The following is a 19,229-nucleotide window of genomic DNA, read 5'->3' on the forward strand; positions in this document are numbered from 1 at the left end:
GTACACCTCCTATAACTCACTTCAGGCCATAGCCTTTATATCTTACAATCGTTTAGATAACTTCCGGAGCCAAAGAAACGATTTTCATGAAGTCTTTATCACGCAATTCACGAGCAACTGGTCCAAAGATACGAGTACCACGAGGGCCTCTGTCATCTTTAACGACTACTGCTGCATTCTCATCAAATGCGATGTAAGATCCGTCTTTACGACGAACGGAACTCTTTGTACGAACGATTACCGCTCTTACAACATCACCCTTTTTGACAACGCCGCCTGGTGTTGCTTGTTTTACAGAACAAACGATCAAATCGCCGATTGCAGCTGTACGACGTCCAGTACCACCTAGTACGCGGATACACATAAGTTCTTTTGCGCCAGAGTTATCGGCTACAGCCAAACGTGTAAATGGTTGAATCATTGTTAGTTCCTCCTTCCAGACAGGTTAGCATCATTCATCAAATGATGATTGCTTCTTCTACAACTTCCACTAATCTCCAGTTTTTATCTTTAGATAATGGACGTGTCTCCATGATTTTAACAACATCACCAATTTTAGCAGTGTTATTTTCATCATGAGCCTTGAATTTTTTCGTATATTTAATACGTTTGTGATACAAGTCATGCTTTTTATAAGTTTCTACAGCAACAACGATGGTTTTATCCATTTTATCACTGACCACTTTGCCTACTTGTACTTTACGGGCATTGCGTTCGCTCATAGTTAATCTCCTTCCTAGCTGATAGCATTTAAGCTCTCAAATATTGGATTACGATGTGATTCCAAGTTCTCTTTCACGAACTACTGTTTTAGCACGTGCAATTTGTTTACGCACAGCGCTGATACGAGTAGGGTTATCCAATTGACCGGTAGCAAGTTGAAAGCGCAGGTTAAAGAGTTCCTCTTTAAAACCAGCAATCTTTTGCTCGATTTCAGCAGTGGTAAGGTTGCGCAATTCATTAGCTTTCATTTGCTTCACCACCCAATTCTTCACGTTTCACAAACTTAGTTTTTACAGGCAACTTGTGAGAAGCAAGACGCATAGCTTCACGCGCGATCTCTTCAGAAACACCTGCAAGTTCAAACATAATTTTACCTGGTTTAACAACGGCAACCCATTTTTCTACGTTACCTTTACCACTACCCATACGAACCTCAAGAGGTTTTTGAGTGATTGGCTTGTCCGGGAAAATTTTGATCCATACTTTACCACCACGTTTGATATAACGAGTCATAGCAATACGAGCAGCTTCGATTTGACGGTTAGTGATCCAAGAAGGCTCAGTAGCTTGCAAACCGAATTCTCCGAAGTTCAATTCAGTACCGCCTTTAGCGCGACCTGACATGCTTCCGCGTTGTTGTTTACGGTGTTTTACACGTTTTGGTACCAACATGATTAGTTGCCTCCTTCCTGAGCAGCTTGTTTCTTAGCCGTAGGAAGAACCTCTCCACGATAAATCCATACTTTTACGCCAATACGACCATAAGTAGTATGCGCTTCTGCTGTACCATAGTCAATATCGGCACGAAGCGTATGAAGTGGAACAGTTCCTTCGCTGTAGCCTTCAGAACGGGCAATTTCAGCACCGCCAAGACGTCCGCTAACTGCTGTTTTAATTCCTTTAGCGCCTGAACGCATAGTTCTTTGAATTGCTTGTTTCAATGCACGACGGAAAGAAACACGACGTTCCAATTGTTGTGCAATACTTTCTGCAACTAGAATTGCATCAAGTTCTTGATTTTTGATTTCAGAAATGTTGATATGAACTTTTTTACCACCAGCGATTTTAGTTACTTGTGTACGAAGAACTTCAACTTCTGAACCACCGCGTCCGATAACCATACCAGGTTTAGCTGTATGGATCGTTACGTTAACACGATTAGCCGCTCTCTCGATTTCGATATGAGAGACAGCAGACTCTTTAAGTTTGGTTTTAAGGTATTCACGGATTTTAACGTCTTCGATAAGAAGATCGCCAAAGTCTTTACCAGCATACCATTTAGATTCCCAATCACGGATAATACCTACACGTAATCCGACGGGATTTACTTTTTGGCCCACACGTTTTCCCTCCTTCTATCTTATTTTTCAGCTACCACCAAAGAAATATGGCTGGTGCGTTTGTTGATTTTACTTGCACGTCCCATTGCACGAGGGCGGAAACGTTTCAGTGTTGGTCCTTGGTTAACATAAACCTGGGAAATTACCAAGTTGTTAACATCAAAAGTCAACTCTTTTTCTGAGCTAATGAACTCAGCGTTGGCAATTGCGGAGTTAAGAAGCTTCTCAACAATTGGGGATGCGGATTTCGGCGTATGACGCAGAATCGCGATCGCTTCTCCAACTTGCTTACCGCGGATCAAGTCAACTACTAATTGAACTTTACGCGGAGCGATGCGTACAAACTTTGCGTGTGCTTTCGCTTGCATTGCGTGACCTCCTCTCTTACTTTAAATCCTTATATATTAACGTCTTGTTTTTCTGTCGTCATTAGCATGACCTTTGTACGTACGAGTTGGTGCGAACTCACCAAGCTTGTGTCCGACCATATCTTCCGTTACATATACCGGTACATGTTTGCGACCATCATAAACAGCGAATGTATGTCCGATAAATTGTGGGAAAATCGTCGAGCGACGGGACCAAGTTTTGATTACGACTTTTTTATCGTCTTCGTTCAATACTTCTACTTTTTTAAGCAAGTACCCGTCCACGAAAGGACCTTTTTTAAGACTACGGCTCATAGGTTGAATCCTCCCTTCATCTTTTCGTCACTTCACACTTTACAAGCATTCAAGCACAAATCTTACTTCGTGCGGCGGCGAATGATGTATTGATCGGAAGCCTTACCTTTTTTACGAGTTTTGTAACCAAGAGTAGGTTTACCCCATGGTGACATTGGAGATTTACGTCCGATTGGAGCTTTACCTTCACCACCACCGTGTGGGTGATCATTAGGGTTCATTACTACGCCTCGAACTTGTGGACGTTTGCCCAACCAGCGATTACGACCGGCTTTACCGATTTTAATCAATTCATGATCTTCATTACCAACAGATCCGATTGTAGCACGACATACTTTAAGTACGCGACGTACTTCACCAGAAGAAAGGCGAATGGAGACATATTTTTCTTCTTTACCAAGTAATTGAGCTTCCGTACCAGCTGCGCGAACAAGCTGACCACCTTTACCTGGTTTTAATTCGATATTGTGAATAACTGTACCAACTGGAATGTTTTCCAATGGAAGGCAGTTACCGATTTTGATGTCAGATCCTACGCCAGAGAAAATTTGATCTCCAACTTTTAATCCTTTAGGAGCGATAATGTAGCGTTTCTCTCCATCAGCATAGTGGATCAGAGCAATGTTAGAAGTACGGTTTGGATCGTACTCGATTGTAGCAACGTTACCTGGTATTCCATCTTTAGTACGTTTGAAGTCAATAATACGGTATTTACGTTTGTGTCCGCCGCCGTGGTGACGAACTGTAATTTTACCTTGGTTGTTGCGGCCTGCTCTTTTGAAAAGCGGAGCCAACAACGATTTCTCCGGTTGGTTCGTTGTAATCTCTTCGAATGTAGAAACACTCATGTTACGACGAGCCGGGGATGTCGGTTTGTACTTTTTAATTGGCACTGTTTATTCCTCCTTACTCTACAGATTCAAAAAACTCAAGCGGTTTACTTTCTGGAGCCAAAGTCACGATAGCTTTCTTCCACTCGGAAGTGTAGCCGGAATGACGTCCATAACGTTTCGGTTTAGCAGGCATGCGAAGAGTGTTTACTTTAGACACTTTCACTTTGAAAATTTCTTCAATTGCCTTTTTAACTTCCGTTTTATTAGAACGAATGTCTACTTCGAAAGCATATTTCAGTTCACTCATGTACTCGGCAGTGCGCTCAGTAATTACCGGACGCTTAATAATATCACGAGGATCTTTCATTACGCGAACACCTCCTCTACCTTGTGAACTGCATCCTTAGTAAGGATCAGCTTATCGTACGTAAGTACGTCTAGAACATTAACGCCGTCAGCTGCAACGAATTTAACACCTGGGATGTTACGAGCAGATAGTGCAACATTGTCATCATAACTAGGAGTTACGATCAATACTTTGCGATCTACTTTCAGGTTATTCAAAATTGCTGCGAACTCTTTTGTTTTCGGTGCGCTAAAGCTTAGTGCATCCAAAACGATGATTTCGTTAGCTACTACTTTAGAAGATAAAGCAGATTTGATCGCTAAACGACGAACTTTTTTAGGCAATTTGTAAGCATAGCTGCGTGGAGTCGGTCCAAATGCTACGCCGCCGCCTTTCCATTGTGGAGAACGAATAGAACCTTGACGCGCACGTCCTGTTCCTTTTTGTTTCCATGGTTTACGTCCACCACCACGAACTTCAGAGCGTCCTTTTACTTTGTGATTACCTTGACGAAGGGAAGCACGTTGCATAATGACTGCATCATGAAGCACATGAGTGTTAGGCTCGATACCGAATACGGAATCACTCAATTCAACTTCGCCAACTTGGCTACCGTCGATACTGTAAAGTGCTACTTTTGGCATTTCCTGTTCCTCCTTTCTTGACTGGTTATTTTTTAACCGTTTCTCTTACTTTTACATAACTATTTTTAGCACCAGGGATAGAGCCTTTAACGAGAATTACGTTACGTTCAGCATCTACTCTGATAACTTCGAGGCGTTGGATCGTTACTGTATCATGACCCATGTGACCTGGCAGACGTTTACCTTTCGGTACACGGTTCGCTTGGATAGAACCCATTGAACCTGGTCTGCGATGATAACGGGAACCGTGAGACATTGGTCCGCGGCTTTGGCCCCAACGTTTGATAACGCCGGCAAAACCTTTACCTTTAGAAATACCCGTTACGTCAACGAACTCACCTTGAGCAAACAAGTCTGCTTTGAGTTCCTGGCCAACCTCGACATTAGCGAGGTCAACACCGCGAATTTCGCGAACGTAGCGCTTAGGCACAGTATTCGCTTTAGTAGCGTGTCCTGCTTCCGGTTTGTTAGATCTGCTTGCTTTTTTATCAGCAAAACCGATTTGTACCGCTTCGTATCCGTCATTTTCCAGGTCTTTCTTCTGCAGAACCACACATGGTCCAGCTTCGATAACCGTTACAGGAATTACGTTACCTTCCGCGGTAAAGACTTGAGTCATACCCAGTTTTCTTCCTAAGATACCTTTCATGTTGACACCTCTTTTCATTTTACGTGTTACCACATCTATGTGGATTATAATTTAATTTCGATATCTACGCCAGACGGTAAGTCCAAACGCATCAATGCATCCACAGTTTGTGGAGTTGGGTTAACAATATCGATCAAACGTTTATGTGTACGTTGCTCGAATTGCTCACGAGAATCCTTGTATTTATGAACCGCACGAAGAACAGTGATAATCTGTTTTTCAGTAGGAAGCGGAATTGGTCCAGATACTCCTGCGCCAGAACGTTTCGCTGTTTCAACGATTTTTTCTGCGGATTGATCAAGAATTCTATGATCGTATGCTTTCAAACGAATACGAATTTTTTGCTTTGCCATTTTTAGTCCCTCCTTCTATCGCCCAATTTGGTATCGGACATACTCAGTGAAAATTTTCCGGCATACCGTCCATGGCAAAGGAGCCGGGTGTGTCGGTAACCTCTCACGTCATCGCAACGTCTCAGAACAACATTTATTATTGTATATGATAACAAACAGTTATGCAAGTCTTTTTTGAAACATTTACACAAAAAAATAAGACCTGTCTCCCTTATAAGGAAACAGGCCTCATTTGGTCTTTCGTTTACAGTACAATGTTACTTCGTTACAGTACAATGTTGCTTATATTAAAATCTTCAAATCGTTTCCGATTCACAATGAAGATTTAATTATTTTTGGATAGATGCTACAGCGCCAGCGCCTACTGTACGTCCACCTTCGCGAATAGCGAAACGTGTACCTTCTTCAATCGCGATCGGATTGATTAGGGATACAGTAACAGTGATGTTATCACCAGGCATAACCATTTCAGTACCTTCTGGTAAAGAAATAACGCCAGTTACGTCAGTTGTACGGAAGTAGAACTGTGGACGGTAACCAGTGAAGAAAGGTTTGTGACGTCCACCTTCTTCTTTAGTCAAAACGTATACTTGAGCAGTGAACTCAGTATGAGGTTTAACAGTACCTGGTTTAGAAAGTACTTGACCACGTTCGATTTGGCTACGCTCTACACCACGCAACAATGCGCCGATGTTGTCGCCCGCTTGTGCGGAATCCAACAATTTACGGAACATTTCTACGCCTGTAACAACGGATTTTTTAGTTTCTTCATGGATACCAACGATTTCGATCTCTTCGCCGACTTTAACAGTACCACGCTCTACACGACCAGTTGCAACTGTACCACGACCAGTGATCGAGAATACATCCTCAACAGGCATCAAGAAAGGTTTGTCAGTGTCGCGCTCTGGATCTGGAATGTAAGTATCGATTTCTTCAAACATTTCAACGATTTTTTTAGCCCATTCGCCATCAGGGTTAGCCAATGCTTCACGAGCAGAACCACGAGTGATTGGAGTATCGTCACCAGGGAACTCATATTCGTTAAGAAGGTCGCGTACTTCCATTTCAACCAATTCCAAAAGCTCTTCGTCTTCAACCATGTCGCATTTGTTCAAGAATACAACGATGTAAGGTACGCCTACTTGACGAGACAACAAGATGTGCTCGCGAGTTTGTGGCATAGGACCGTCAGCTGCAGATACAACCAAGATCGCTCCGTCCATTTGTGCAGCACCAGTGATCATGTTTTTAACATAATCGGCGTGACCTGGGCAGTCAACGTGTGCATAGTGACGGTTAGGTGTTTCGTACTCAACGTGTGCAGTTGAGATTGTGATACCGCGTTCGCGCTCTTCTGGAGCTTTATCGATTTGATCAAATGCTACAGCAGCACCACCGTAAGTTTTAGACAATACAGTTGTGATTGCAGCAGTCAAAGTTGTTTTACCATGATCGACGTGACCAATAGTTCCGATGTTAACGTGCGTTTTATTACGTTCAAATTTAGCCTTTGCCATGTTAAACGTTGCCTCCTTGAAGGTAGAGTTGTTTATATTTTAGTTTGGAGTGTACAGAGAGCAGTCATGCTACTTCCTGTACATTCCAGAAGTGAAAACGGATTAAGATCTTAGCCGTTTGCTTTGGAGCTAATTTCGTCAGCGATGCTCTTAGGTACTTCTTCATAGTGAGAAAGTTCCATTGAGAACACACCGCGACCTTGTGTACCAGAACGAAGTGTTGTGGAATATCCAAACATTTCAGATAAAGGTACTTTTGCACGAATGATTTGAGTACCACCGCGTGAATCCATACCTTCGATACGGCCACGACGAGAGTTCAACATACCCATAACATCACCCATGTATTCTTCAGGTACTGTTACTTCAACTTTCATGAGTGGCTCAAGCAATACAGGACGACATTTGTCTTTTGCAGCTTTAAGCGCCATAGATCCGGCAATTTTAAATGCCATCTCATTGGAATCGACATCATGATAAGATCCGTCCACTACAGTAGCTTTTACGTCTACAAGTGGGAAACCAGCAAGAACACCGTTCTTCATAGCTTCTTCAATACCTTGTAATGCAGGACCAATATATTCTCTTGGTACTGAACCACCGACAACTTTACTTTCGAACTGACTACCAGTACCTGCTTCAAGAGGTTCGAACTCAACCCATACATGACCGTATTGACCACGACCACCGGATTGACGAACAAATTTACCCTCGACGCGAGCTGGTTGACGGAATGTTTCACGATAAGCAACCTGAGGTTTACCTACGTTAGTGTCCACTTTGAATTCGCGACGCATACGGTCAACGATGATTTCAAGGTGAAGCTCACCCATACCCGCCAAGATTGTTTGGCCAGTTTCTTCATCCGTATGAGCACGAAGAGTTGGATCTTCTTCAGTCAATTTGGACAAAGCAATACCCATTTTATCTTGGTCAGCTTTTGTTTTTGGTTCAACTGCGAGTTCGATAACTGGATCAGGGAAGTTCATTGACTCCAAGATAACAGTTTCTTTCTCATCACACAGTGTATCACCTGTACCTGTATCTTTCAAACCAACAGCTGCCGCGATATCACCGGAGAAAACTTCGCTGATCTCTTGACGAGCGTTAGCATGCATTTGCAGGATACGACCAATACGTTCGCGTTTGCCTTTAGTAGCATTAAGAACGTAAGAACCGGATTGCAATACGCCAGAATATACGCGGAAGAACGTAAGTTTACCCACGTAAGGGTCTGTCATAATTTTGAACGCTAGTGCAGAGAATGGCTCTTCATCCGAAGAATGACGAACTGCCTCTGTGCCGTCTTCGTGCAAACCTTTAATTGCCGGTACATCCGTAGGAGCCGGAAGGTAGTCGATAACAGCATCCAACATAGGTTGAACACCTTTGTTACGGTAAGAAGAACCACAGATTACTGGGAAGATTTTAACTTCACAAACACCTTTACGTAGAGCAGCCTTGATCTCAGCGATTGTTGGCTCTTCTCCTTCAAGGTATTTCATCATTAAATCTTCGTCTAGTTCTGCAACTCTTTCGATCAAGTCAGCACGCAGTTCTTCAACTGTTGCTTTAAGATCTTCTGGAATGTCGATAGAAATTGGATCGCGTCCAAGATCATCTTTATATTCGATAGCTGTTTGCTCGATGATATCGATAATACCAACGAAGTCATTCTCTGCACCAATCGGCAATTGAATCGCTACTGCGTTCGCTTGCAGACGTTCTCGCATGTCTTTAACAACGTTAAGGTAGTCAGCACCAATAATATCCATTTTGTTAACATATGCTATACGAGGAACACCATAACGGTCTGCTTGTCTCCAAACAGTCTCTGATTGTGGCTCAACGCCCTCTTTCGCACTAAATACGCCTACTGCTCCGTCCAATACACGTAGGGAACGTTCAACTTCAACTGTGAAGTCAACGTGACCTGGAGTATCAATGATATTAACGCGGTAGCCTCTCCACTGAGCCGTAGTAGCTGCGGACGTGATTGTGATTCCGCGCTCTTGCTCTTGTTCCATCCAGTCCATTGTTGCAGCGCCTTCGTGAACTTCACCGATTTTGTGCGTGCGGCCTGTGTAGAACAAGATACGTTCTGTAGTGGTAGTTTTACCAGCATCGATATGAGCCATGATACCAATATTACGTGTATTTTCTAAGGAGAACTCTCTCTTTGCCATGAACGGGTGCTCCCTTCAAAAATATCAATTTTTGAAATTAAGGCTTTAATCCTACCAGCGGTAGTGAGCGAATGCTTTGTTCGCTTCAGCCATTTTGTGTGTATCTTCGCGTTTTTTCACTGCTGCGCCTGTATTGTTAGAAGCATCAATGATTTCAGCTGCCAAACGTTCTTCCATTGTTTTTTCTCCGCGGCTACGTGAATAATTCACTAACCAACGAAGTCCCAATGTAGTACGTCTTTCAGGTTTAACTTCGATCGGAACTTGATAGTTAGCGCCACCTACACGGCGAGCTTTAACTTCGAGAACTGGCATGATGTTCTTAATTGCCGCCTCAAATACTTCCATAGGATCGTTACCTGTACGTTCTTGAATCAATTTGAAAGAATTGTAAAGGATGCTTTGAGCAACCCCACGCTTTCCGTCGACCATAATGCGGTTGATCAAACGTGTAACCAACTTGCTGTTATACATAGGATCTGGCAATACGTCTCTTTTCATTACTGGACCTTTTCTTGGCATGGTTATCCCCCTTTCTTAGATATGCAGCGCAGTGGTCTGCGCTAACGAATTATTTTTTCTCTTTTGGACGTTTTGTACCGTATTTTGAACGTGATTGCATACGATTGTTTACGCCTGCTGTATCCAAAGCACCACGAACGATATGATAACGAACCCCTGGTAAATCTTTAACCCGTCCACCGCGGATAAGTACCACGCTGTGTTCTTGAAGGTTATGACCGATACCTGGAATGTAAGCAGTAACCTCGATACGGTTCGTTAAACGAACACGAGCATACTTACGAAGTGCGGAGTTCGGTTTTTTTGGAGTCATAGTACCTACACGAGTACATACACCACGTTTTTGTGGAGCGCTAATGTTCGTCTCTTGACGTTTCAAAGCATTGTACCCTTTTTGAAGTGCAGGTGATTTTGATTTCTCAATTTTTGCTTGACGTCCTTTACGGACTAATTGATTAATAGTTGGCATTGTGTTGCCACCCCCTTCCCATATTTGTAGTTCCAATATAAACCATATATTAAGTCCACAGACCCAGGTGGTTCATAAAAGAACAAATGAAAAGCCTTTGCCTGCCACTCACGACCAGCAAAAACATTCCTGATTGCATTATTTAAGGACAACGGCCATAGCAGTTCCCACTTCGATTCCGCAAGCTTTGCCCAATTCTTTCATTGTATCCACATAAGTGATTTTAACTGAATGATTCGAGCATAATTGAACGATTTTCGAGATGAGATGATTTTCCGCATCCTGCGCAACATAGACTTCTTCAGCTTGACCCGTCTCGACCATCCGCATTGTCTGCTTCGTGCCTACTTTGATCCGGGCATCCTTTAATCCTTTGTCATTAGTCATCTTCCGATTTCCTCCAAAAGATCAGGGATCAGCACTCTATTCACGCACCTTTGCTATAGTACCATTAGCTAAAGGATACTGTCAATAGATAACTATAATTCTATTTGATAAATAATTGTTATATCGCTTTGTAGCACCCATTAAACTGTAGCTAAAACTGAATAATATAATTTATTATTCAGCTTAGCCACTTATTAATGAGCAATATAACATTATAGCTACTTCTTTAATTAATCAACAGTTACTGTTTCCAGACCTTCTTGTTTTGGTTCAAGCTTGTCTGCATCCTCAAATTGAACGCTACGGTAACGATTCATCCCTGTACCAGCCGGAATTAGCTTACCGATAATAACATTCTCTTTAAGTCCAAGTAATTTATCGACTTTACCTTTGATTGCTGCATCAGTTAGGACACGAGTTGTTTCCTGGAAAGATGCCGCAGACAAGAAGGAATCAGTTTCCAGAGATGCTTTGGTAATACCAAGCAATACTGGTTTAGCAACTGCTGGCTCTTTGTCAGCCATAATTGCTACTCTGTTCGCATTCTCGTATTCGTACATATCAACAAATGAACCTGGCAACAATGTTGTTTCACCAGCATCAATGATACGGATTTTACGTAGCATCTGTCTGATCATAACTTCAACGTGCTTATCATTGATTTCTACACCCTGGTTACGATATACACGTTGTACTTCTTGCAGGATATAGTTTTGTACGCCACGGATACCTTTGATGCGTAGCATTTCTTTAGGGTCAATCGAACCATCTGTTAATTCATCCCCAGCTTCGATTTCCATACCTTCTTTAACTCTTAGGCGGGAACCGTAAGTGACAGGATAAACTTTAGTTTCCGCTTCACCTTCAACCTCGATTTCGCGACGGTCTTTAGCTTCACGAATTTCTTTAACGATACCATCAATTTCACTGATGATTGCTTGACCTTTAGGATTACGCGCTTCGAAAAGCTCTTGAATACGCGGCAAACCTTGAGTAATATCGTCTCCTGCAACACCACCGGTATGGAACGTACGCATTGTAAGCTGTGTTCCTGGTTCACCGATAGATTGTGCTGCAATAATACCAACTGCTTCACCAATCTCAACGTGTTTACCAGTAGCAAGGTTACGACCGTAACATGTTTTACATACTCCGTGTTTTGCACGACAACTAAGCACTGAACGGATTTGAAGTTTTTCAACTCCAGCTTCAACGATAGCTTCAGCTTTGTCCGAATCCAGTAATTCGTTACGACGAGCAAGAATCTCACCTGTTTGTGGATGGCGAACAGTTTCGAAGCAATAACGACCTTCTAAACGATCGTATAGATCTTCAATAACTTCTTTACCATCTTGAATACGGCTTACAGTGAAACCTTTATCTGTTCCACAATCTTCTTCACGTACGATTACATCTTGTGCTACGTCAACTAGACGACGAGTTAGGTAACCTGAGTCAGCGGTACGAAGTGCTGTATCCGCCAAACCTTTACGCGCTCCGTGAGTAGAAAGGAAGTACTCTAGTACTGTCAGACCTTCACGGAAGTTCGATTTGATAGGAAGTTCGATGATACGACCGGATGGATTCGCCATCAGACCGCGCATACCACCAAGCTGAGTGATCTGCGATTTATTACCACGAGCTTTGGAGTCAACCATAAGCATAATAGAGTTATAGCGATCCATTGATTTCATAAGAACTTCTGTAATATCGTCCTTCGTACGAGACCAGATCTCAATAACACGATCATAACGCTCTTCATTCGTAATCAAACCACGACGGTATTGATTCGTAATAACAGCAACCTTTTTATCAGACTCATCCAAAATTCCTTGTTTTTCAACAGGAACAATAACGTCAGATACACCAACAGTAATACCTGCACGCGTAGAATAAGTGAATCCAAGTTGCTTGATTTTATCCAAAATCATAGATGTTAGTGTTGTATGGTAAATTTCAAAACAACGAGCGATAATTGAACCCAAATACTCTTTACCGATAGCACCTGTTTGAGGAACACTACTGATAAATTCACGGATATTTACGCCTTTATCATAGATAAAGTAATGATCCGGTGTACCTTGGAACAAGTTACGACGTGTTGGCTCATTGATGTACGGGAATGATTCAGGGAAAATCTCGTTAAAGATAATTCGACCGATAGTTGTTACCATCATTCCTGTTTGTTGCTTCTCTGTAAAGCTTGTTTTGTTCAAAGCTTTAACAGGGATCGCTACACGAGCATGCAATGAAGCTACACCACGTTGATAACCAGATACTGCTTCATTTACTGTACGCAGGATCATACCAGAACCTTTAGCTTCATCGTTATCCATCGTTAGATAGAATGAGCCCAAGACCATATCCTGTGAAGGAGTAACAACTGGTTTACCATCTTTAGGGTTCAAAATGTTACCAGATGCAAGCATCAAGATGCGTGCTTCCGCTTGCGCTTCAGCAGACAATGGTACGTGAACCGCCATTTGGTCACCATCAAAGTCAGCATTATATGCTGTACATACAAGTGGGTGAAGACGAATAGCGCGTCCTTCAACCAAAATAGGTTCAAATGCTTGAATACCAAGTCTATGCAGAGTAGGTGCACGGTTTAGAAGAACTGGATGTTCTTTGATTACTTCTTCTAGTACATCCCATACTTCTGGACTTACACGTTCTACTTTGCGTTTTGCGCTCTTGATATTATGAGCAAGGCCTTTGTTAACCAATTCTTTCATAACGAAAGGTTTGAATAACTCTAGTGCCATCTCTTTTGGAAGACCACATTGGTACATTTTCAGATAAGGACCTACAACGATAACCGAACGACCAGAATAATCGACACGTTTACCTAGTAAGTTCTGACGGAAACGTCCTTGTTTACCTTTTAGCATATGGCTAAGAGATTTCAATGGACGGTTACCTGGTCCTGTTACTGGACGACCACGACGACCATTATCAATAAGAGCATCGACAGCTTCTTGAAGCATACGTTTCTCATTTTGTACGATAATGTCAGGCGCACCTAGATCCAATAAACGTTTAAGACGGTTATTACGGTTAATAACACGACGATACAAATCATTCAAGTCAGACGTCGCAAAACGTCCACCATCCAACTGTACCATCGGACGAAGTTCTGGAGGGATAACTGGCAATACATCCATGATCATCCAATCAGGGAAGTTACCAGAGTTACGGAATGCTTCGATAACTTCAAGGCGTTTGATCGCACGGTTACGACGTTGACCTTGAGCGGTACGTAGCTCTTCACGTAAAAATTCTAATTCTTTATCGATATCAAGGTCTTGAAGCAATCGTTTAATCGCTTCTGCACCCATACCTGCATGGAAACCATGACCGTATTTTTCACGGTAGCTACGGTATTCTTTTTCAGATAAAAGTTGTTTTTTCTCCAGTGGAGTCTCACCTGGATCAGTAACAACATAAGATGCGAAGTAAATTACTTCTTCCAAAGAACGTGGAGACATATCAAGTGCTAGACCCATACGGCTTGGAATACCTTTGAAATACCAAATGTGAGATACAGGAGCAGCAAGCTCAATGTGTCCCATACGTTCGCGACGTACTTTAGCGCGTGTTACTTCAACGCCGCAACGATCGCAGACTACGCCTTTGTAACGTACACGTTTGTATTTACCGCAGTGGCATTCCCAGTCTTTGGTTGGTCCAAAAATACGTTCACAGAACAACCCGTCTTTCTCTGGTTTAAGCGTACGATAGTTGATTGTCTCCGGTTTTTTAACTTCTCCGCGGGACCAAGAACGAATTTTGTCTGGGGAAGCTAGCCCAATTTTCATAAATTCGAAATTGTTAACGTCTATCAAAAGACACCCCTCCTAAGGCCAAATCCTGTTTATTGTCATTCTTATCAAAAGCTGTATAAATCCCAAAACATGATCTCACCAATAAGGGATAGACCGGGATAAATCTCCGGTCTACCTTCATTGTTAGATCACATAGGGAATGTGTAGTGGCAATAGTTACTCGGCTCCGACTTCAGAACCTTCTAGATTAAGACTTAGCTTATCGTTCGTGCTAGTCTCTTCTTCATCATCCAATTCTCGCATTTCAATCTCATTCTCATTTTCGTTGAGAATTTTGACATCCATACCCAAACTTTGCAATTCTTTGATTAGAACTTTGAATGACTCAGGAACGCCTGGTTCAGGAACATTCTCGCCTTTAACGATGGATTCGTATGTTTTCACACGACCAACGACATCATCGGATTTGACTGTAAGGATTTCTTGTAGGGTATATGCAGCACCATAAGCTTCAAGTGCCCATACTTCCATCTCCCCGAAACGCTGTCCACCAAACTGAGCTTTACCACCCAGCGGCTGTTGCGTAACCAAAGAGTAAGGACCTGTAGAACGAGCATGGATTTTATCATCAACCATGTGTGCCAGCTTGATCATGTGCATGACACCAACAGTTACTTCACGTTCAAATTCTTCACCGGTTCTACCATCGTAAAGGATTGTTTTACCGTTACGTTGCATACCTGCTTCTTCCATCGTATCAAATACATCGTACTCTTTTGCTCCATCAAATACTGGTGTAGCAACATGAATACCCAGTTTCATCGAAGCCATACCTAAATGGACTTCAAGAATCTGACCGATGTTCATACGGGAAGGTACACCTAGTGGGTTCAATACAACTTGTACTGGAGTACCATCAGGCATAAACGGCATATCTTCTTCTGGCAAAATACGTGCTACAACACCTTTATTACCATGTCGTCCCGCCATTTTATCGCCTTCAGAGATTTTACGTTTTTGAGCAATGTACGCACGTACCAAGTGATTAACACCTGGTGGCAACTCATCGCCATTTTCTCTAGTGAACACTTTAACGTCTACAACAATACCATCTGTACCATGCGGTACACGAAGACTGGTGTCGCGAACTTCACGAGCTTTTTCACCAAAGATAGCATGCAGAAGGCGTTCTTCAGCAGTTAGTTCAGTTACACCTTTAGGTGTTACTTTACCAACAAGAATATCACCAGCAGCAATTTCAGCACCGATACGAATGATTCCGCGTTCGTCAAGATTTTTAAGAGCTTCTTCACCAACGTTAGGAATATCGCGTGTGATTTCTTCAGGTCCAAGTTTAGTGTCACGAGCTTCAGATTCGTATTCCTCGATATGAATCGAAGTGTATACATCCTCTTTAACAAGTTTTTCACTCAATAGGATCGCATCTTCATAGTTGTAACCTTCCCAAGTCATGAAGGCAACGACTACGTTACGTCCTAAAGCAATCTCGCCCATCTCAGTTGAAGGACCATCAGCAAGGATATCTCCTTTTTTGATGTAATCACCTGTTTTAACGATTGGACGTTGATTAATACAAGTTCCCTGATTCGATCTCATAAATTTGTGTAATTTATGTTTAATAAGATCGCCTTTTACTTCTTTGCCATCTACGACTTCAATACGACGTACTGTAATCTCGTTAGCAGTAGAGCGTTCAACGATTCCGTCATGTTTACTTACGATACAAACGCCTGAATCTTTAGCTGCTTTGTGCTCCATACCTGTACCAACAAGTGGCGCTTTAGGAATAAGCAAAGGAACAGCCTGACGCTGCATGTTAGAACCCATCAATGCACGGTTGGAGTCATCATTTTCCAAGAAAGGAATCAATGCTGTTGCTACAGACACAACCTGTTTAGGAGATACGTCCATATAATCAACACGTTCATTTGGCATTGGTAAAATGTTATCCGCTTGTTTGTTATAACGAACGATAACCATTTCTTCAGCGAAAGATCCGTCTTCATTCAATGCTGCATTCGCCTGAGCAACAACATAGTTATCTTCTTCATCAGCAGTCAAATAATCAATTTGATCTGTAACACGGTTTGTCTTAGGATCTACACGACGATATGGAGCTTCAATAAAGCCATACTCATTAATACGTGCAAATGTAGACAAGGAGTTAATCAAACCGATATTCGGTCCCTCTGGAGTCTCGATCGGACACATACGGCCATAGTGACTGTGATGGACGTCACGAACTTCAAAGCCTGCGCGTTCACGAGTCAAACCGCCGGGTCCCAAAGCAGATAAACGACGTTTGTGCGTCAATTCACCTAATGGGTTCGTTTGGTCCATAAACTGTGAAAGCTGGGAACTACCGAAGAACTCTTTGATCGATGCAATAACAGGACGTATATTGATCAAAGCTTGTGGTGTAATGACATTAGCATCTTGAATAGACATTCTTTCACGAACCACACGTTCCATACGGGACAAACCGATACGGAATTGGTTTTGTAAAAGCTCACCTACAGAACGCAAACGACGGTTACCCAAGTGATCGATATCATCTGTATCGCCAATACCGTTCAACAAGTTCAAGAAATAACTGATTGAAGCGATAATATCAGCCGGAGTAATATTTTTAACTGTTTTATCAATAATTCCGTTCGCAATCAAAGTAACAACTTTACCATCTTCGATTGGAGAGAATACATTGATGCTTTGCATTGGGATATCATTATCATCCAATACGCCGCCAGCTACATGATATGTTTTATGATTCAAATCGCCTTCCAAATACGGCATAATTTCGTCTAAAAGACGACGGTCTACCATTTGTCCAGCTTCAGCAATAATTTCGCCTGTATCCGTATCAATAAGCGTCTCAGCCAAACGTTGGTTGAATAGACGGTTTTTGATGTGGAGTTTTTTGTTGATTTTGTAACGACCTACGTTAGCAAGGTCATAGCGTTTTGGATCAAAGAAACGTGCTACTAACAAGCTTTTCGCATTGTCGAGAGTTGGTGGTTCACCTGGACGCAAACGCTCATAAATTTCAATCAGCGCTTTGTCAGTGGAATCCGTGTTATCTTTATCTAAAGTATTGCGGATATATTCATCATTACCAAGTAGGTCTAAGATTTCAGCATCTGTACCGAATCCAAGTGCGCGTAGTAGTACTGTAACTGGAATCTTACGAGTACGGTCAATACGAACATAAATGATATCCTTAGCATCCATTTCAAGTTCAAGCCATGCGCCACGGTTAGGAATAACTGTAGCAGTATATGATGTTTTACCATTCTTATCGACTTTAGTGCTGAAATAGACGCTGGGAGAGCGAACCAACTGGCTGACAATAACCCGTTCTGCACCATTAATGACAAAGGTACCGGTTTCCGTCATCAACGGGAAATCACCCATAAATACTTCCTGCTCTTTGACTTCACCCGTTTCTTTGTTGATGAGACGGACTTTTACCCGAAGTGGAGCAGAATAAGTAACGTCACGCTCTTTTGCGTCGTCTACTGTATATTTCGGCTCACCAAGGCTGTAATCGATGAACTCGAGAACCAAGTTGCCTGTAAAATCTTGGATTGGCGAGATATCGTGAAACATTTCGCGCAAACCTTCTTCCAAAAACCACTGATATGATTTTTGTTGGATTTCGATCAGGTTAGGTACTTCAAGAACTTCGTTAATTCGTGCATAACTTCGCCGAGTGCGTCGACCATATTGAACAAGATGTCCTGCCAACTTAAACTCACCCCTTAATGTCTACTCGCTTAAAAATTTCATTGCGAACTACTGTTTGGATCACGTATAATAGGTGCATACATAGAAGTTCACATCCATAAATAGAGAAAAGCCCTTATCGAATGCTTTCGAAAAAAGAGCAGCATCAGCTATCAACGAATGTGATTACACATTTGAATGCTGTATAACGGTTGAAATTGACCGAAATACCCCACAATATACGATTATAGACAATATTAAACACCTTCGTGGATGAATAATTTTCATGATTATTTCAGAAAACTAAAGCCAAGAAGGGCATCTTAATACTGACATTTTGTAATCATACCATGTTCAGAACTTCGAGTCAATGATTCTAAAGCAACTTTTATTTAGTCGCTTTAAAAATCCGATAGCCTTTATCCTTTGTTACTTCCTCTACAGTGTCAAACAACTCTTCTAATTTTGCTTTGGCAGAAGGTGCACCTTGCTTCTTTTGAATAACAATCCACAATGTACCATTTGTATTCAAATGTTCTAAAGCCTCTTCAAAAATAGTATGAACTGTCGATTTACCTGCACGAATAGGTGGATTGGTCAGTATCACATCAAACATCTTTCCTTTGATAGAACTAAACAAATCACTTTCCAAAATAGTTACGTTTTGAATCCCATTCAATTTTGCATTTTCTTTTGCTAATTGAACCGCTCTTTCGTTAACATCGATCATGGTCACATGACCTTTGGAAGCAAGATAAGCAGCAGATAACCCCATAGGTCCATATCCACAACCTACATCTAATACTTGAGCATCTTCACGAATATCCAGCGCTTCAATCAATACGCGACTTCCATAATCAATACCTGTTTTGGAAAAAACACCAGCATCGCTTGTAAAACGAAATACTTTACCTCGCAAGGTTGCTTCCAGGACTCGCCGATCGTGTGCCGCTCCTGGCTGATTGGAATAATAATGGTCTCCCATATTCTCCGCTCCCTCTTTTCAAGCTGATCTACAAAACAAACCCCTTGAACGAATTCAAGG

General features: G+C 42.1%; 20 protein-coding genes. All 20 read right to left on the bottom strand.

The genetic code is table 11. The features are described from left to right. Positions 1-52: 52 nt before the first annotated feature. A complete protein-coding gene (gene rplN, locus ACFSGI_RS02130; protein WP_069328361.1) occupies positions 53-421 on the bottom strand; it encodes a 50S ribosomal protein L14 in 369 nt (122 codons plus the stop codon). Between the two features lie 37 nt (positions 422-458). Further along, complete coding sequence (gene rpsQ / locus ACFSGI_RS02135; RefSeq protein WP_017815371.1) at positions 459-722, bottom strand: 30S ribosomal protein S17; 264 nt, start codon at positions 720-722, stop codon at positions 459-461. Positions 723-770: 48 nt separating this feature from the next. Continuing rightward, complete coding sequence (rpmC, locus tag ACFSGI_RS02140) at positions 771-971, bottom strand: 50S ribosomal protein L29 (protein WP_017815370.1); 201 nt, start codon at positions 969-971, stop codon at positions 771-773. Further along, positions 961-1,395 (bottom strand): 50S ribosomal protein L16, encoded by a 435-nt coding sequence (gene rplP, locus ACFSGI_RS02145; protein ID WP_069328360.1) that lies wholly within the window; start codon positions 1,393-1,395, stop codon positions 961-963. The genes rpmC and rplP overlap by 11 nt, the downstream gene beginning before the upstream one ends. 2 nt (positions 1,396-1,397) lie before the next feature. Further along, positions 1,398-2,063 carry a 30S ribosomal protein S3 gene (gene rpsC, locus ACFSGI_RS02150; RefSeq protein WP_069328359.1) on the bottom strand — a complete coding sequence of 222 codons (666 nt, stop codon included), beginning with the start codon at positions 2,061-2,063 and terminating at the stop codon, positions 1,398-1,400. Positions 2,064-2,083: 20 nt separating this feature from the next. Continuing rightward, positions 2,084-2,431 carry a 50S ribosomal protein L22 gene (gene rplV / locus ACFSGI_RS02155; protein ID WP_069328358.1) on the bottom strand — a complete coding sequence of 116 codons (348 nt, stop codon included), beginning with the start codon at positions 2,429-2,431 and terminating at the stop codon, positions 2,084-2,086. Positions 2,432-2,467: 36 nt separating this feature from the next. Continuing rightward, positions 2,468-2,746: a 30S ribosomal protein S19 gene (rpsS, locus tag ACFSGI_RS02160; protein WP_069328357.1), complete on the bottom strand. Its 279-nt coding sequence runs from the start codon at positions 2,744-2,746 to the stop codon at positions 2,468-2,470. A gap of 62 nt (positions 2,747-2,808) precedes the next feature. Then, complete coding sequence (gene rplB / locus ACFSGI_RS02165) at positions 2,809-3,639, bottom strand: 50S ribosomal protein L2 (protein WP_069328356.1); 831 nt, start codon at positions 3,637-3,639, stop codon at positions 2,809-2,811. 13 nt (positions 3,640-3,652) lie between these two features. Continuing rightward, on the bottom strand, positions 3,653-3,946 hold the full coding sequence (rplW, locus tag ACFSGI_RS02170; protein ID WP_069328355.1) for a 50S ribosomal protein L23: 294 nt from the start codon (positions 3,944-3,946) through the stop codon (positions 3,653-3,655). Further along, a complete protein-coding gene (rplD, locus tag ACFSGI_RS02175; protein WP_069328354.1) occupies positions 3,946-4,569 on the bottom strand; it encodes a 50S ribosomal protein L4 in 624 nt (207 codons plus the stop codon). Before rplD ends, rplW begins: the two co-directional genes overlap by 1 nt. A gap of 25 nt (positions 4,570-4,594) precedes the next feature. Then, a complete protein-coding gene (rplC, locus tag ACFSGI_RS02180; protein WP_069328353.1) occupies positions 4,595-5,218 on the bottom strand; it encodes a 50S ribosomal protein L3 in 624 nt (207 codons plus the stop codon). 44 nt (positions 5,219-5,262) lie between these two features. Beyond that, positions 5,263-5,571, bottom strand: coding sequence for a 30S ribosomal protein S10 (rpsJ, locus tag ACFSGI_RS02185; protein ID WP_028609655.1), 309 nt, complete (start codon positions 5,569-5,571; stop codon positions 5,263-5,265). Positions 5,572-5,900: 329 nt separating this feature from the next. Beyond that, positions 5,901-7,091, bottom strand: a complete 1,191-nt coding sequence (gene tuf, locus ACFSGI_RS02190) for an elongation factor Tu (protein WP_204827267.1) — start codon at positions 7,089-7,091, stop codon at positions 5,901-5,903. A 110-nt stretch (positions 7,092-7,201) separates the two neighbouring features. Further along, on the bottom strand, positions 7,202-9,277 hold the full coding sequence (gene fusA / locus ACFSGI_RS02195) for an elongation factor G (protein WP_204827266.1): 2,076 nt from the start codon (positions 9,275-9,277) through the stop codon (positions 7,202-7,204). Between the two features lie 51 nt (positions 9,278-9,328). Further along, complete coding sequence (gene rpsG / locus ACFSGI_RS02200; protein ID WP_069328350.1) at positions 9,329-9,799, bottom strand: 30S ribosomal protein S7; 471 nt, start codon at positions 9,797-9,799, stop codon at positions 9,329-9,331. A 49-nt stretch (positions 9,800-9,848) separates the two neighbouring features. Then, on the bottom strand, positions 9,849-10,268 hold the full coding sequence (gene rpsL, locus ACFSGI_RS02205) for a 30S ribosomal protein S12 (protein ID WP_069328349.1): 420 nt from the start codon (positions 10,266-10,268) through the stop codon (positions 9,849-9,851). A 138-nt stretch (positions 10,269-10,406) separates the two neighbouring features. Further along, on the bottom strand, positions 10,407-10,655 hold the full coding sequence (locus tag ACFSGI_RS02210) for a ribosomal L7Ae/L30e/S12e/Gadd45 family protein (protein WP_204827265.1): 249 nt from the start codon (positions 10,653-10,655) through the stop codon (positions 10,407-10,409). Positions 10,656-10,885: 230 nt separating this feature from the next. Continuing rightward, positions 10,886-14,500, bottom strand: a complete 3,615-nt coding sequence (rpoC, locus tag ACFSGI_RS02215; protein WP_204827264.1) for a DNA-directed RNA polymerase subunit beta' — start codon at positions 14,498-14,500, stop codon at positions 10,886-10,888. Between the two features lie 156 nt (positions 14,501-14,656). Further along, entirely contained in the window at positions 14,657-18,205 is a 3,549-nt protein-coding gene (rpoB, locus tag ACFSGI_RS02220; RefSeq protein WP_204827263.1) for a DNA-directed RNA polymerase subunit beta, read from the bottom strand. A gap of 367 nt (positions 18,206-18,572) precedes the next feature. Then, entirely contained in the window at positions 18,573-19,169 is a 597-nt protein-coding gene (locus tag ACFSGI_RS02225) for a class I SAM-dependent methyltransferase (protein ID WP_204827262.1), read from the bottom strand. Positions 19,170-19,229: the final 60 nt, after the last annotated feature.

The sequence above is a fragment of the Paenibacillus nicotianae genome (assembly GCF_042681745.1).
Taxonomy (GTDB): domain Bacteria; phylum Bacillota; class Bacilli; order Paenibacillales; family Paenibacillaceae; genus Saccharibacillus; species Saccharibacillus nicotianae.